Consider the following 15,256-nt stretch of genomic DNA (forward strand, 5'->3'; position numbering starts at 1 on the left):
TCAAGAGAAAAGCCCTTTAGTTTTTTATTCATATTTTCTACTTATTGAAATTTTACGAAGATCTCACAAAAATTTAATATCATTTTTTTATGTATAGGCTTTAGATAACAAGTTTTGAGAAATCTGCTACTTTTGCTGTAATGGTATGAATATGTTTGAGAAGAGCAAGACGGTTCATACGAATATTGGGATTTTTGTCATTCACCAACACTTTTTCGAAAAATGTATCGATAAATTTTCCGAGTGGGGAGAGTATACTGAGTACATTTGATAAATCTGTAGCAGTGATATGTTGAGGTATCTTATTCTCTCTTTCAATGATTTCTTGATAAAGTTGTTTTTCTTCTGTTTCAATAAAAAGTTCAGGGTTAATTTCATTTGCTATTATTGTCTCTTTTTGTGATTCATTCTCAAGAATGTTTACAGTACGTTTTACAGCAGATAAAAAATTGTTTCCTTCATTTGTATTGATAAAAGAAATCAGTGCTTCGACGCGACGTGCGACTGATAAAAAGTCATCAGAATCTTTATTTAAGACTGCTTCAATAGCATCATAACGGGCACCTTCCTCTTTTAAATAGATTTTTAAACGTTCATGAAAAAAAACCAACAGATCTGATAAAATATATTCTGTTTTTTCTAGAAGTAGATTCTGTGATTGCGTATTTTCTCTTTGCGATTCTTCATATTTATTTTTTTGTTGCAAGAAAAGATTTGCTGCCAAATGAAACAGGGGTATGAGATTAATTTTCCAGTCACGCAAAAGAACAAGTCTAATAATTCCTAATGCTGCTCGTCTTAATGCATAAGGGTCTTTGGAACTTGTAGGTTTTTCATTAATGAGCCAAAAACCAACGAGCATATCAATTTTATCAGCCAGTGCAATTGTTATAGCAAGAGGTTCTTGTGGAATACGATCTGTTGGTCCTAGAGGTTTATAATGATCTTCAATTGCTTCAGCTACGCGGGGATTTTCTTCTTGAAGAAGGGCATATTTTTTTCCCATGAGTCCTTGGAGTTCAGGAAACTCTCCGACAATTTCTGTTTGCAAATCAGCCTTTGCGAGCACTGCGGCACGTTTAGCTAAAAGCAAATCCGCTCCCACTAAAGGAGCAATTTTTTGTGCTAAAGCAGCGATGCGTTCTACTCTTGCACCTTGTGTACCTAATTTTGCATGGAAGGTTACATTTAAATGATCCAATCGTGCCATTCTTTGATCGAGAGGCTTTTTTAAATCAAGATCAAATTTTTTTGCCGAAGATTCTAAATGCTTAATATCGGGTAAATCATGTTGGTCTGTTTGCCAAAAATAAAGTGCATCGGAAAGGCGAGCACAGACAACTTTACTGTTTCCTTTCGTAATTTCTTTGCCTTCATCACTTGCAAGGACATTAGAAACAAGAATAAAATGATGAGAGAGTTCGACCTTATCGCCTTGTTTACGCGTTACAAAACACTTCTGATGCGCTCGAATGGTCAAACGAATAATTTCTGGGGGAATGTCAAGAAAAGATTGATCAAAATCGCTCATAAGGACAACAGGCCATTCGACGAGTCCCACAACTTCTTCTAAAAGAGCGTTATCTTGAACCAGTTCTAAACCATTAGCAAAGCAAAGGTTTTGAGCATCAGCCAAAATGATATTCTTTCGCCTTTCCGCGTCAAGAATAACTTTATGGGCTTCAAGCTTGGTGATATAATCCTCGAAGCGGCGGATTTGAAGAGGGTTTCCGTCGCTTAAGAAACGATGACCATAGGTTAGATTATTGCTTTTGAGAGAACCGATGGTAAACGGAATGACATGTGTTTCACCAATTTCTGGTCCAAAGATGCAAAGAATGTTTTGTAAAGATCGAATCCATTTCAAAGCACCACTTTTTGCTGAATCCTTGCCCCAACGCATAGATTTTGGCCAAGGAAAGTTGCAAATAATATCTGGTAAAATATCCGCAATAATTGCTTCCGCATTGCGACCTTTTTTGATGATTTTAGCGATATAAAAATCACCTTTTTTACTATCATGTGCAATATCTGCTTCAGAAATATCGCTTAATCCTGTTGAGCGTAGGAAGCCATCAATGACATGCTGTGGTGATTTTGTACTGGGGCCTCTACGTTCTTCATGGACATCTTTTGAACATAGAGAAAGACCGCGTATGTCTAATGTTAGACGACGAGGTGTCCAATATTCCTTAGCAGCTCTATAAGTTAAGCCTGCTTTTACAAGTTGATCCGTAAGGCTTTTTTTGAGATCAGCAGCCGCTTTTCGTTGCATGCGTGCAGGGATTTCTTCACTGAAAAGTTCAAGAAGAAGATCAGACATTAGACTTTTTCCTTTAGTGTGATTTGACCAGCTTCTGTATGTAAGAAAGCTTCTCCACAACGGCGTGCAAGATCGCGAACGCGAAGAATATAACTTTGTCTCTCAGTTACAGAGATAACACCACGTGCTTGTAAAAGATTAAAAATATGACTTGCTTTAATACATTGGTCATAAGCTGGGAAAACGCATCGATGAAAAACATTTTCTTTATTTGGTTTCCCAGCTTCAAGAAGTGCAATGCATTCGCGTTCTGCATCGATAAAATGTTGGTGTAGCAGTTTCGTATCAGCAAATTCGAAATTGTAATATGAATATTCTTGTTCTGTTTGTAAAAAAACATCTCCATAACTTATTTTATTTTCGCCATCTAAACCATTAAAGTTAAGATCATAGACGTTATCAACACCCTGTATATACATTGCGAGACGCTCAAGCCCATAAGTGAGTTCTCCTGAAACTGGAGCACATTCGATACCACAAACCTGCTGAAAATAAGTAAATTGAGAGATTTCCATTCCGTCACACCAGCACTCCCACCCAAGCCCCCAAGCCCCGAGGGTAGGGCTTTCCCAATCATCTTCAACAAAGCGAATATCGTGAAGCTTTGTATCAAGACCGATAGCTTGTAGCGAATTGATATAAAGCTCTTGTAAATTGGGAGGAGAGGGTTTGATAAGCACTTGGAATTGATAATAGTGCTGTAAACGATTTGGATTTTTACCATACCGTCCATCTGTTGGGCGTCTAGAGGGTTGGACGTAAGCAACTTTCCAAGGGCGCGGCCCCAGTGAGCGCAGTGTTGTAGAGGGATGAAAAGTTCCAGCTCCAACTTCCATATCATAAGGTTGCAAAATTGCGCATCCATAATGCGCCCAATAATTTTGCAGCGTTAAGATAAGTCCTTGAAAAGAATATTTTGGATTGAGGTGTTCAGGAAGTTTCACGCTTTATACTCTTTTAATATTTTAACAAATAGACAGCAATCAAAAGGACTTAATACTTTCTATTGTTTCATAGGGTTATGGTCAAGTATTGTCCTTTATTGTAAACCAAATTTCAGTTTTTTTTGGATTTGTTTAGAATTTTCTGCTTCTCCATCAATTGCGTGATTCCATTGAAATATTGCCTCACGTTTGCGTCCAATTTGCCAATAAGCATCGCCTAAATGATCATTTAATGTTGGATCTTCAGGTTGCAATTTGACAGCTGTTTCCAATATTTGAGCAGCTTGGTTATATTGCTTCAGTTTGTAATAAGCCCACCCTAGAGAATCGAGGATATGACTATTTTGAGGTTGTAATGCGGAAGCCTTTTGTAGCATATGGAACGCTTCTTCAAGCTTTTGATCACGTTCAACAAGTGAATAGCCCAAATAATTAAGAATCTCAGGCTGATTGGGAACGAATTCAAGCGCTTTTCGTAAATCAACTTCGGCTTTTTGCCATTGCTTTAGACGCTCAAAAGCGATACCACGTTGATAAAAGAGTTTCCAATCATCACGTTGAAAATCTTTTATTTGTGTAATAGCATGATCCATACTCCTAGCAGCTTCAGCAAACTTATTTTCTTGCATATAAACAGCAGCTAACGTTATCAAAATATGGCGATCTTTGGGGAATTTTCTGTTTAATGCGCTAAGTAATTTGATGGCTTCATTGTGCTTATTGTTATTTGTAAGAATAAATGCAAGCCGTAACTGCCCGATTCTATAATAAGGGGAACTAGGTGATAAAGCCTGATAAAGCTTAATTGCTTGATTAACATCATCCAGTTTGGCAGAAATATTAGCGAGTTGAAACAATATTGCATCATTTTGAGGATAGAGGGTTAAAGATAACTGTTTGAAAATACGTGCAATATGTCCGGAGTTTTTGTGATTCAAAGCAGTACCAAAGTTATACAATACTTCACCCGCTCCTTGTTGTGGTGTTTGAATGAATCTTTCTAGGGAAGCACCTTTTTCAACTTTTTCTCGGATGTTTTTGAGTGTTTCTCGACCTTGCAACATTTGTTCGCCGAGTTTAAGAGTTTGAAGAGCTTGGTTACGCATTTTGTGACGCAATTGGAATGAGGCATATGCTATGATAACACGTTCATAAGTATTAGGAGCTATGGCAATACCTTGGCGGTTATTGAGAGCTTGAGTAAAATATTTTTTTGCATCCTGCGTGCGTTTTGCTAAATCACTCATAAGTGCAAGATGGTAGCGTATAAAAAGTTCATACCAAGCAGGTCCTTGAACTTTTTCAAGATCAGCGATTGCTTGAGATCGTTGCCCAGCTCCGAATGCAGCCCAAGCTCCGATAAGTTCAGGTATGGGATTGTTACTAGCAGCAGGTGTTTTTAATTGTAGAAGAAGCTTGGCATTCTCGTAGTCTTTTTTAATGAGGCTTTCTATCGACAGAGTCAAGGAAACAAAGGGTGTTATGATACCTTGCTCTTTAAGTTTTTTGGCTTGTTGAACAGCTTCTTTGAAGGCACCCACTGAGAGAAAGGATTCAAGGAGCTCTTTTTGTGTTTCGATACTATCAGGTTTATAAACGAGTGCTTGTTTAAAATAATTGATGGCAAGATTTGTTTTATTTTCGCGATTTGCGATCCTTCCAGCGAGATAAGCGCCTGTAAAGGATGTTGTCTTTGTTGAGGACTTCGTTTTACTGTAGGTAATTGCTGGCATCAGCATGATTCCGACGATAAAGAGAGTAAAAAAGCGGGATACTATTGTACCGCACATAGAGCTAATCCTTTTCAAGATAATCAATCGATTGTATGGTTTATAGATCATATCCGATTACTTTGTTGAAAAATATTAAGATTCTTGTAAAGAATCAGTTTACACGCGCAATACAAAAATCAACGGTTTCAATGAGAGCATTGCGAGCAGGGCTTTTATTTATCAAAGCAAGAGCATCGATTGCGCGCTTACCATAGATGCGTGCTTGCTCTATTGTATCCGTGAGGCTATCATATTTTTCTACTAAATGTTGTGCGTGAGCAAAGGCTTCATCGTCGGTTTTTCCATTTTCAAGAGCTTGTTTCCAAAATGCCTTTTCTACCGCGTTACTACGTGCATATGCGAGGATAACAGGCATTGTAATTTTCCCTTCTCTAAAATCATCACCTATATTTTTTCCCAAATGTTGGGCCGTACCACTATAATCAAGTGCATCATCAATCAATTGGAAAGCAAGGCCTAACAATGTTCCATATTCACGCAATACAGAGCATTCTTTTTCTCTATAGCCAGCAATAATGGGTCCTACTTCAGCAGCAGCTGAAAAAAGTGCTGCTGTTTTTGCATTAATGATTTTGAGATAGTCAGAAGCGCAGGTCTCTATATTTTTTGCAGCAGAAAGTTGCATAACTTCTCCCTCAGCAATAACAGCAGCAGCGTTTGCTAGAACAGAAAGTGCCTTTATAGAACCAACCTCAACCATCATTTTAAAAGCTTGTCCTAAAAGAAAATCACCAACGAGTACGCTTGCTTGATTTCCCCAAATCATTCGTGCAGTAGATTTTCCGCGTCGTAAATTGCTTTCATCAACCACGTCATCATGTAATAAGGTTGCTGTATGCATAAATTCAACAGCTGTTGCAAGTCTTATGTGCCCATCACCTTGGTAACCAAACATATGAGCGGAAGCTAATGTAATCATCGGGCGTAACCGTTTCCCACCCGATGCAATAAGGTGGTTGGAAATTTCAGGGATCATTTCAACTTCTGATTTTGCCATAGAAAGAATGAGTTGATTGACCTGCTCCATATCATATTGGGTAAGATTGATGAGGGATTGGAGAGAGTTTTGATTGTTTTCTGTCTGATTTGGTTTTGCAGCTACGCTCAATGTGTTTACTCCTAGAGTATTGCAATTAAAAGAGATGAATTTTATTTTGCCTCCTAGCATAAAGAGGCTTTTACTTTGACACAAGCTTTTGATGTTGCTTTGGAGTGGAAGTTTTGGATGGTATCTATAAGGGATATTTTGAAAAGCCTATGTAATTTTGTTATGAAGTTGTAAGGAAAATTTGCAGCATTTTTGTTTAAACAGCAGTTAATAGGAAAAATTGTCATTATAAACAGAAACATTAGATTTTTAAATGGATGAAATAACGAATCAGAGTGATGACACAATTGATAGTTTTCATCGCGGAAAATTTTATTTGGTTCAGCCACGTAAATATGGCCATCGTTCTGGCATGGACGCTATGTTATTAGCCAGTTTGGTTCCCAATAATTTAAAAGGGAAGGTTGTTGATTTAGGTGCTGGTGCTGGTGCTGCGGGATTGGCAGTTGCTTCGCGTTGTCTGAAAGTTCATGTGACATTGGTTGAAAGATCCGCTTTTATGGCATCCTATGCACAAAAAACGCTTATGTTAAAACAAAATGAAAAACTTGCTGAGAGAATTTGTTTATTAGAAGCAGATATTACTTTAAAAGGTAAGAATCGCTTAAAAGCGGGCTTGATAGATAATTTTTTTGATTTCGCGATTATGAATCCCCCTTTTAACAATCCTATAGATCGCAAAACACCTGATAAACAAAAGTTGGAAGCACATGTTATGTCTGAATCAATGTTTGATCATTGGTTACGAAGTGCAGCAGCGATTGTTAAACCAGGTGGATATCTAGGGTTAATTGCACGTCCACAATCGCTAAATGATATCTTGCACGCTTTGGAAGGACGCTTTGGTGGTACCTGTATAATCCCTGTTCATGCACGTAAAACAACGGCAGCAATGCGTATTTTACTTTATGCAAAACGAGGAAGTAAAGCGGCTTTATCCATATTACCAGCATTGGTTATGCATGAAGGGAATGATCACACTTTTTCACCGCGCATTGATGCGATTAATAATGGGCGTATAAGCTTGTGGGAAAATTTTTAATAATATCTTGTATTTTCCAATTTATTATTTAAAATCAAATTAAATCTTTTAAAAAGGAGATTTAATTCTGCTTTAAAAGGAGGTTTAATTGTGGATGAAATTTCTTTTTGGTCTGCAATTTGGACTTATGTACTCGCTTTTTTTTCAGTTATATTTTTCCTTTTATTTGCTCTTGTTTCTTTAGTTTCTACTAACTTATTAAAGGAAGTTTATTTTGGTGAGCTGTATCAAGAATCTTATTCCACGTCGTTTTTATTCTAATGAACTTGAAATTCCTGTGGTACGTCTTCATGGGGCAATTATGGATTCAACAAGTCCAATAGCACGTTCGCTTTCATTGGTTAGATGCGCCAATCTTTTAGACAAGGCTTTTGCGAACAAAAGAGCTCCAGCTATTGCACTTCTTATCAACTCTCCTGGTGGATCACCTGTGCAATCACGCTTTATTTTCAAGCGTATTCGTGATTTAGCAGAGGAAAAAAAGAAACAAGTTCTTGTTTTTGTTGAAGATGTAGCGGCATCAGGTGGCTATATGATTGCTTGCGCGGGAGATGAGATTTTTGCTGATCCTTCTTCAATTGTTGGTTCTATAGGAGTTGTTTCTCAATCCTTTGGTTTTCCTGAGCTTTTGAAGAAGATTGGTGTTGAACGGCGTGTTTACACAGCAGGAAAGAACAAGGTTACGTTAGATCCATTTCAGCCTGAAAAGAAGGCAGATGTTGAGCATTTGAAATCTTTGCAACTCGAAGTTCACCAAACGTTTATTGATTTGGTTAAAGAGCGACGTGGAGAGAAGTTATCAGATAATCCAGATATTTTTACAGGGATGTTTTGGAGTGGAAAGAAAAGCGTTGAGCTTGGACTTATTGATGGATTGAATGATATACGTTCTGTTATTAAGGAGCGGTTTGGCGATAATACTAGGTTGCGATTAATTACGCCTCCAAAGAGTCTTTTAGGACCTAAAGTTCCTTCAGGGGTGAGTGCACACGCAGTTTATACAGCAGTTGATAGTGCATTTGTAGCAGTACAAGAACGTGCGCTTTGGCAACGTTATGGTTTGTAATTGGGCGTACAATTCGATAAAGCTTCAAGGAAGAGAATAGTTTTATCGAGAAACAGTTGTAAAAAAGAGTTAAAATGATATGAAGAGAGGCGTTTAGTTGACTTTTTATGGAGTTTTCTGTGTCTATTATTTGTTTAGAAAAGGATTGCAGAAGGCATTACAAGGAGAAAAGGACTAAAGAGTCTAAACCAAGCATGATGAAAATGGGTCTATTGGTAAAGAGTTCCTGTACAGGTGAATATTACATTAGATGATGTCGGGTACGCAGACTTCATTTAAGGGGTGTCCTTATATATTTACACCCATTAAGTTGAATTTAACTTTGCATGTCGTTGGACAGCGTGCTGATGGTTATCATTTAATAGAAAGTTTGGTCTATTTTAGTCTGAGTGGTGATTGTCTAGGTTATGCTCCGTGTGAAAGTGATCGCTTTTTTTTAGAGGGACCGTTTGCAAGTAAGCTTGTTTCTGATGCGGATAATTTAGTTATTCGTGCACGCGATTTTATGCGCAACACATTTCCTAGAAATGCGAAGCCTTCTTTTTTTCGGTTGATTAAAACGTTGCCTATTGCTTCAGGTATTGGTGGTGGTTCAGGTGATGCGGCCGGTGTTATAAGCATGTTGCGTCAACAATGGAATCTTGATTATTCTTGTGAAAAATTAGCACAAATGAGCTTAGTTCTTGGTGCAGATGTGCCAATGTGTCTTTTGGCATTAGAATATCAGCAGCCGCTTTTTGTGCAGGGAATTGGTCAAGATATTATACCACTTCCAGAAGCTTGTTCTCTTGCAATGGTATTAGTGAATCATGGACAACAAATTTCAACGAAAGCTGCTTTTAAGGCTTTGGAAAAGCATGATCATCCTTCCTTGAAAATTGATCCAGCAGCTCTAAAGTCGGTTTATTCATTAGTTGACGCTTTACAAGAAACGCGTAATGATCTTTTTCTTCCTGCATTAAAAATTGCACCGCAATTAATACAAGTGTTATCTCTATTAGATGAGTGTGGCTCTCTGTTTTCTCGTATGTCTGGAACAGGGGCAACTTGTTTTGGTATTTTTAAAGACCAGCAAGCCGCTCAAAAGGCAGCTCTTTTTATTAAATCGCTACATCCAAGTTGGTTTGTGAAACCAATCATGACTTTGGGAAAAATTTGAGAAATAAAGATGTAGGTAAAAGATTATACTTGGTAACGATTCTATTATGTATATAATAGAGCGATTAAGCAAGAGAATGAGAGTTTTTCTATTCTCTAGATTAAAGGTAGGGACTTGCTAGGATAATATTTTACTAGAGATAATAAAGAGCCGTGCAGAAAGCTTCATGATTGCGTTTTTTTATTTTTGTGTTTATGCAAGAGTTCATGAGGGTGTTTGGCGAGCAATTTCCACTATAGAGTTTGTGGAAAAAAGTCCCTCTGCAAAAACGGATATGTCTTTCATTATATTTGTAATTATCAAAAATGTTTAATTTACCACTTCAGCCAAATTTTTCATATGAATTGGATTTGCAGAAACAGGGGTTTTTCCATATAGCCGGTGTTGATGAAGTAGGACGTGGACCACTTGCTGGACCTGTGGTAACAGCAGCCGTCATTTTGGATAAAGATCGTATTCCTGAAGGGTTGAATGATTCAAAAAAACTTTCCACTCTACAACGAAAAAAATTGTATAATGATATTTTGCAAAATGCATTAGCGATTTCGTTTGCTAGTCTTTGCGCCCGTACGATTGATCAGTCTAATATTAGAAAAGCAACTTTAGAAGCGATGCGCCGCTGTATTGCAGGACTGGCAATTCCAGTCCACTATGCGCTGGTTGATGGACGTGATGTTCCCTCTGAGTTACCATGTCCAGCGACCGCTTTGATTAAAGGTGATCAACGTTCGGCTTCAATTGCAGCAGCATCTATTCTTGCTAAAGTAACACGAGATCAGATGATGGAATGTGCAGGGCAAGTGTATAAAAATTATGGTTTAGAGAAGCATGTAGGCTATGCAACACTAGCACATCGTGAAGCTCTTGATAAATATGGACCCGTTATGAGATTACATCGTTATAGTTTTGCACCCCTTAAAGGGCGCTATAGGGATGATAAATCATGACAATTCTGCCTCTCAATAGCGCTTCGATAAAGGATGCCGTTGCCTTTCTGGAACAGGGGAGGTTGGTCGCCCTACCAACGGAAACTGTTTATGGATTGGCGGGAGATGCAACCAATGGAAGAGCAGTCTCTTCTATTTTTGCAACAAAGAAGCGACCACAATTTAATCCTCTTATTGCTCATGTAAGCGGTATAGACATGGCGGAGCGCTACGTTGAAATTGATGTTCTTTCACGACGATTGATGGAGGCATTTTGGCCAGGACCATTGACATTCGTTTTACCTTTAAAGAGTCAGCATAATATCCACCCTTTGACTACTTCTGGTTTAAAGACATTGGCTGTTCGTTTTCCAGATAGTCGTTTTGCAGAAGTTGTACACCATTTTGGTCGTCCTCTTGCAGCCCCTAGTGCGAATGAATTTGGGCGTCTTAGTCCCACTTCAGCTGAAGCTGTATTGGCATCTTTAGGGGGGGCTGTTCCTTTGATACTTGATGGAGGACCTTCTAAAATAGGACTCGAATCAACAATTATTAAAGTTTGTGGTGAAAGTATTTATCTTTTGCGTCCAGGGGGGCTTGCCACTGAAGAGATTGAAAAAGTTTCGGGAAAGTCTCTGAAACGCATGGAACAACGTGCTGCGATTGAGGCTCCAGGGATGTTAAAATCCCATTATGCGCCTGATGCTGCAATTCGTTTGAATGTACAGAAAGTGGAAAATGGTGAAGCACTTTTAGCATTTGGTCCCAAACGTATGATGGGTTTTGAAAATGCAGTTTCTATTTTAAATCTTAGTGAGAGTGGACAATTAGAAGAAGCAGCCTCTCATTTATTTCAATATTTGAGGAAATTGGATTCATTGAAGGTGAGATCGATTGCTGTAGAACCTATTCCATCATATGGATTAGGGGAGGCTATTAACGATCGTCTCATACGTGCAGCGGCTCCAAGGGAGAAATGAAAATGGAGCAGAAATTAATTGAAAGATTTAGAAGCATTGTTGGTGCGGCGCACGCTATAACAGATCAGACGTTGATTGCCCCCTATCTGCGTGAAGAACGCGGTCTCTTTCATGGAAAAGCACCACTACTGTTACGTCCCTCTTCTAGCGCAGAAATATCATCCATTATGCGGCTAGCGAGCCAAACACACACACCGATTGTGCCTCAGGGAGGAAATACAGGTCTTGTGGGTGCTCAACAACCAGATGAGAGTGGAAAGAGTGTCATTTTATCCATGGAAAGATTAAACAAGGTGAGATGTATCAATCTTGAGGGTAATTTTGCTGTGGTGGAGGCCGGTGTTATTTTACAGGATTTACATAAAAAACTGGATGAAACAGATCGTTTTTTTCCTCTCTCGTTAGCTTCAGAAGGCTCTTGCCAGATAGGAGGAAATCTTTCCTCTAATGCTGGAGGAACAGCTGTTTTAGCTTATGGCAATATGCGTGAACTTTGTCTTGGTTTAGAAGTTGTTTTACCTGATGGCCGTGTTTTGGATGATTTGCGTTTTGTAAAGAAAGACAATAGCGGTTATGATTTGAAAAATTTTTTTATTGGTGCTGAAGGCACTTTAGGCATTATAACAGCGGCTGTTTTAAAACTTTTTCCAAGACCTAAAGGAAAGGCAGTTGCTTTAGTTGGTTTGCATAATCCAGCAAGAGCTCTCGAGTTTTTTTCCCTAGCTCAGTGTCATGGAGGGGGGATGTTGACGGGTTTTGAACTTATGGGCAAACTCAGTTTAAAAATGGCCTTAGATTATAAGATGTGTGAGAAATCCCCTCTTGAACATGAGCATGAATGGTATGTGTTAATCAATATTTCATCATTGCAGGGTGATGGGGAGGCATTATCAGTACTTAGTATTCTTTTAGAAGAATCTTTAAAGGATGCTGTAATAGAGGATGCGGTGGTTGCACAATCATTGAAGCAGCAAGATTTTTTTTGGCAATTGCGTGAAAGTATATCATCGGCACAGAAGTTAGCAGGAGGATCTATTAAACATGATATTGCGGTGCCCCTTGCCTCTATTCCTGATTTTATCACTGAGGCAGCACGTATTGTTGAAGAGATTTCTCCAGGTGCGCGGGTGGTTTGTTTTGGTCACATGGGGGATGGAAATTTGCATTATAATGTAACCCAACCTGAGGGAGCTGATCCTGCAGTATTTTTAAGGTTATGGTCAAAAATGAATCATCATATTCATAACTTAGTAATGAATTATCGGGGTGCTTTTTCTGCTGAGCATGGAATTGGTCAATTGAAGCGTGAAGAGCTTCGTGCTTTCAAGTCACCTGTTGCATTGGATATTATGCAGGGGATTAAGAAAATGCTTGATCCTTTAGGAATTATGAATCCTGGAAAAATATTGTAATTTAAAAAGGGATGAATTTTGTCATTTTTTGTTTAGATTTTAATAACCAAAAAAGAAACCTGTTGTTTTTTATTCAATCTTTTAATAGTCCAATGAGAAAAAGCTGGTAAAAAGTGTATATTGTTAAAATAAATTGGGACACTGTATATGGCTAATCAATGCTTTAATCAGGCAAAAGCGGTGCTTGAATTTCGGTTAGATCCGTGCCATTTGCCACAAACAACAACCTATTTTTCATCAAAAACGGGTCATAAAATCATTTGTTCGTTGAATGAACGCGGTGTTTTTTTTAAAACGGATACTCCTGCAAGCTTATCACATTTAGTACCATCTTATCATTTCAAAGGTATTGCAGCACGTACTGTAAAAACGTATTCAGGTGAGAGAGCCGTTACATTAGAGTTGCTTCATACAGATAAGAAAACTTGTATACCACTTTTAGTTTCTAGAGATTTAAATAATGTTCTTCTAGATTGGCGATTATGGTCAGATACTTATGATCTTCCGATGCTTATGATTAATGAAGATAATCACATTATGGTTGTCAGAGATCGTTTTGATTTACGCCATTTTCTTTATACGACCTTGCATTCTAAACAAAAGCGTTTTTTACTCCGTTACAACAATCCATTTGGTTTACGATTGGTGATCGGTAATCGAGTTGTCCTACAACCATATTGATGCGCGTTCATTTTTTATTATTCGCTATATGAATTTATTGTATTTTATTGACCGTAGTGAGAGCTTTGTTTGACAAGGTGAGTTTGTAGTAAACAGCTGTGTGAGATATTTCTTTCTTTGTGATTTTTACAACAATATTTTTTGCCAAGGCAGTTACGCTATTGGCTTTAACAATCATGGGAACACATTGATTAACAAATGGAGATTTTGCTTTTGCCGGATTATGAAAGCATTGCATCGTTATAAGAGAAAAAATTTCACGTTTTTTTATGCAAAAGAGATAATAGGACATGATGCTTGTCTTGAAGCCTGAATAAGCAAAAAATTATTTATAAAGAGATATATCGCAAACGCTATATTCCCGCTATGAGGTTTGTTCAATCTTATTTTACCTACTAGGCGTGAATAACTATAGTATTTATTTTCAAAAGAAAATCCGCTCTTTTTATCCAAGACAACAAAAAAGACAAAATAATTAGCAAATTTATGCATTATATTATCGCGTCAAATGACAAAAAAGACTTTTCAAAAGATTTCGCTTTCTCGCGCAATGGCTCGCCATCCAATATCGCGACGAACAAAGCCTTCGGGCCAATCAATAGAATCAACCGCTTCATAGGCACGTTTTTGCGCTTGCGTAACGGTCTCTCCCATTGCTGTTATGTTTAAAACGCGTCCAGCATTCGCGATGAGTTCTCCATTGTGCAAGAGAGTGCCAGCTTGAAAAACTTTCACATCAGGCAGAGCGCTTACCTTATCAAGGTTGCGGATAACAGTGCCTTTTTGAGGAGAATCTGGATAACCTTTGGCGGCCATGACAACAGTTAAAGCAGTTTTTTCAGACCATTGAAGAGGCTTCTTTTCAAGATTTCCTTGAGCTGCAGCAAGAAGAAGTGGAAGAAGATCCTCTTCAAGGCGCATCATTAAAACTTGACATTCAGGATCACCGAATCGTACGTTAAATTCAATTAATTGAGGTCCTTTTTGCGTTATCATTAATCCAACGAAGAGAATACCTTTAAAGGGCGCTCCCATAGCGTTCATACTATGGAGAGTTGGTTCAACAATTTCTTTGAGGGTACGGTCCACCATTTCTTGAGTCATGATGGGCGCTGGTGAATAGGCTCCCATTCCACCGGTATTTGCGCCAGTATCACCATCTCCCACGCGTTTATGATCTTGTGCAGATCCAAAGGGAAGAGCAATTTTACCATCACAAAGACAGAAGAAGCTTGCTTCTTCACCCTCAAGAAAAGATTCTATAACAATTTTTTTTTCTACATTATCAAAGGGATTTTGGAAGCAGCTATCAACAGCATTAAACGCTTCTTCCATAGTTGTTGCAACAACAACACCTTTACCGGCAGCTAATTCATCGGCTTTAATAACAATGGGGACGCCTTGTTCACGGATATAAGCTTTGGCTTTTACAGCATCATTAAAACACTGGTATGATGCTGTAGGAATGTTATTTTGATGGCATAAATCCTTTGTAAAAGCTTTTGACCCCTCTAGTTGAGCAGCTCTTTGCGTAGGTCCAAAGACACATACATTAGCATTATTAAGAGAGTCTGTTATACCAGCAACAAGCGGAGCTTCTGATCCAACAATCACGAAGTCAATAGAATGCGTTTTACAAAAATCAATGACGAGAAGGTGGTCCTCAATGTTCAAATCAATATTTTCACCCAGTTTCATTGTTGCAGGATTTCCAGGAGCGCAATATAATTTTGTTAACAGTGGCGATGCTGCTAATTTCCATGCTAAAGCGTGTTCTCGTCCACCAGAACCGATAAGAAGGATGTTCATTGCTTGTTCCTAT

The 15,256-nt window shown here is 38.3% G+C and carries 12 protein-coding genes; 7 read left to right on the plus strand and 5 right to left on the minus strand.

All coding sequences use genetic code 11. From position 1 onward, the window contains the following. Positions 1-100: 100 nt before the first annotated feature. From glyS to LNM86_RS04125, 4 genes are all read right to left on the minus strand, one after another. Positions 101-2,323, minus strand: coding sequence for a glycine--tRNA ligase subunit beta (glyS, locus tag LNM86_RS04110; RefSeq protein WP_241438547.1), 2,223 nt, complete (start codon positions 2,321-2,323; stop codon positions 101-103). Next, on the minus strand, positions 2,323-3,267 hold the full coding sequence (locus LNM86_RS04115) for a glycine--tRNA ligase subunit alpha (protein WP_241438548.1): 945 nt from the start codon (positions 3,265-3,267) through the stop codon (positions 2,323-2,325). Before LNM86_RS04115 ends, glyS begins: the two co-directional genes overlap by 1 nt. Positions 3,268-3,362: 95 nt before the next feature. After that, positions 3,363-5,057, minus strand: coding sequence for a tetratricopeptide repeat protein (locus LNM86_RS04120; protein WP_241438549.1), 1,695 nt, complete (start codon positions 5,055-5,057; stop codon positions 3,363-3,365). 94 nt (positions 5,058-5,151) lie between these two features. Further along, positions 5,152-6,228, minus strand: a complete 1,077-nt coding sequence (locus LNM86_RS04125; protein ID WP_241438550.1) for a polyprenyl synthetase family protein — start codon at positions 6,226-6,228, stop codon at positions 5,152-5,154. Between the two features lie 193 nt (positions 6,229-6,421). Here LNM86_RS04125 and LNM86_RS04130 point away from each other — a divergent pair, with 193 nt between their 5' ends. The 7 genes from LNM86_RS04130 (at position 6,422) to LNM86_RS04160 (ending at position 13,434) form a co-directional block, all read left to right on the plus strand. Next, positions 6,422-7,210, plus strand: a complete 789-nt coding sequence (locus LNM86_RS04130) for a tRNA1(Val) (adenine(37)-N6)-methyltransferase (protein WP_241438551.1) — start codon at positions 6,422-6,424, stop codon at positions 7,208-7,210. Positions 7,211-7,424: 214 nt separating this feature from the next. Beyond that, positions 7,425-8,276, plus strand: a complete 852-nt coding sequence (locus LNM86_RS04135) for a S49 family peptidase (RefSeq protein ID WP_241438552.1) — start codon at positions 7,425-7,427, stop codon at positions 8,274-8,276. Between the two features lie 250 nt (positions 8,277-8,526). Next, positions 8,527-9,435, plus strand: a complete 909-nt coding sequence (locus LNM86_RS04140) for a 4-(cytidine 5'-diphospho)-2-C-methyl-D-erythritol kinase (RefSeq protein ID WP_241438553.1) — start codon at positions 8,527-8,529, stop codon at positions 9,433-9,435. Between the two features lie 305 nt (positions 9,436-9,740). Continuing rightward, complete coding sequence (gene rnhB / locus LNM86_RS04145) at positions 9,741-10,382, plus strand: ribonuclease HII (RefSeq protein ID WP_241438554.1); 642 nt, start codon at positions 9,741-9,743, stop codon at positions 10,380-10,382. Continuing rightward, complete coding sequence (locus LNM86_RS04150) at positions 10,379-11,341, plus strand: L-threonylcarbamoyladenylate synthase (protein ID WP_241438555.1); 963 nt, start codon at positions 10,379-10,381, stop codon at positions 11,339-11,341. Before rnhB ends, LNM86_RS04150 begins: the two co-directional genes overlap by 4 nt. Positions 11,342-11,343: 2 nt before the next feature. Next, entirely contained in the window at positions 11,344-12,753 is a 1,410-nt protein-coding gene (locus tag LNM86_RS04155) for an FAD-binding oxidoreductase (RefSeq protein WP_241438556.1), read from the plus strand. 147 nt (positions 12,754-12,900) lie between these two features. Further along, positions 12,901-13,434: a DUF6101 family protein gene (locus LNM86_RS04160; protein ID WP_241438557.1), complete on the plus strand. Its 534-nt coding sequence runs from the start codon at positions 12,901-12,903 to the stop codon at positions 13,432-13,434. A 525-nt stretch (positions 13,435-13,959) separates the two neighbouring features. On the opposite strand, the gene purD is transcribed toward LNM86_RS04160, so the two are convergent. After that, entirely contained in the window at positions 13,960-15,243 is a 1,284-nt protein-coding gene (purD, locus tag LNM86_RS04165) for a phosphoribosylamine--glycine ligase (RefSeq protein ID WP_241438558.1), read from the minus strand. Positions 15,244-15,256: the final 13 nt, after the last annotated feature.

This window comes from Bartonella machadoae, from assembly GCF_022559585.1.
Lineage (GTDB): Bacteria > Pseudomonadota > Alphaproteobacteria > Rhizobiales > Rhizobiaceae > Bartonella > Bartonella machadoae.

Bases quoted from the DNA above. Each gene is read 5' to 3' on its own strand.
- rnhB (WP_241438554.1), top strand. From the start codon at position 9,741: ATGTTTAATTTACCACTTCAGCCAAATTTTTCATATGAATTGGATTTG.
- LNM86_RS04160 (WP_241438557.1), top strand. From the start codon at position 12,901: ATGGCTAATCAATGCTTTAATCAGGCAAAAGCGGTGCTTGAATTTCGG.
- LNM86_RS04140 (WP_241438553.1), top strand. From the start codon at position 8,527: ATGATGTCGGGTACGCAGACTTCATTTAAGGGGTGTCCTTATATATTT.
- LNM86_RS04125 (WP_241438550.1), bottom strand. From the start codon at position 6,228: ATGCTAGGAGGCAAAATAAAATTCATCTCTTTTAATTGCAATACTCTA.
- LNM86_RS04130 (WP_241438551.1), top strand. From the start codon at position 6,422: ATGGATGAAATAACGAATCAGAGTGATGACACAATTGATAGTTTTCAT.
- LNM86_RS04150 (WP_241438555.1), top strand. From the start codon at position 10,379: ATGACAATTCTGCCTCTCAATAGCGCTTCGATAAAGGATGCCGTTGCC.
- glyS (WP_241438547.1), bottom strand. From the start codon at position 2,323: ATGTCTGATCTTCTTCTTGAACTTTTCAGTGAAGAAATCCCTGCACGC.
- purD (WP_241438558.1), bottom strand. From the start codon at position 15,243: ATGAACATCCTTCTTATCGGTTCTGGTGGACGAGAACACGCTTTAGCA.
- LNM86_RS04120 (WP_241438549.1), bottom strand. From the start codon at position 5,057: ATGTGCGGTACAATAGTATCCCGCTTTTTTACTCTCTTTATCGTCGGA.
- LNM86_RS04155 (WP_241438556.1), top strand. From the start codon at position 11,344: ATGGAGCAGAAATTAATTGAAAGATTTAGAAGCATTGTTGGTGCGGCG.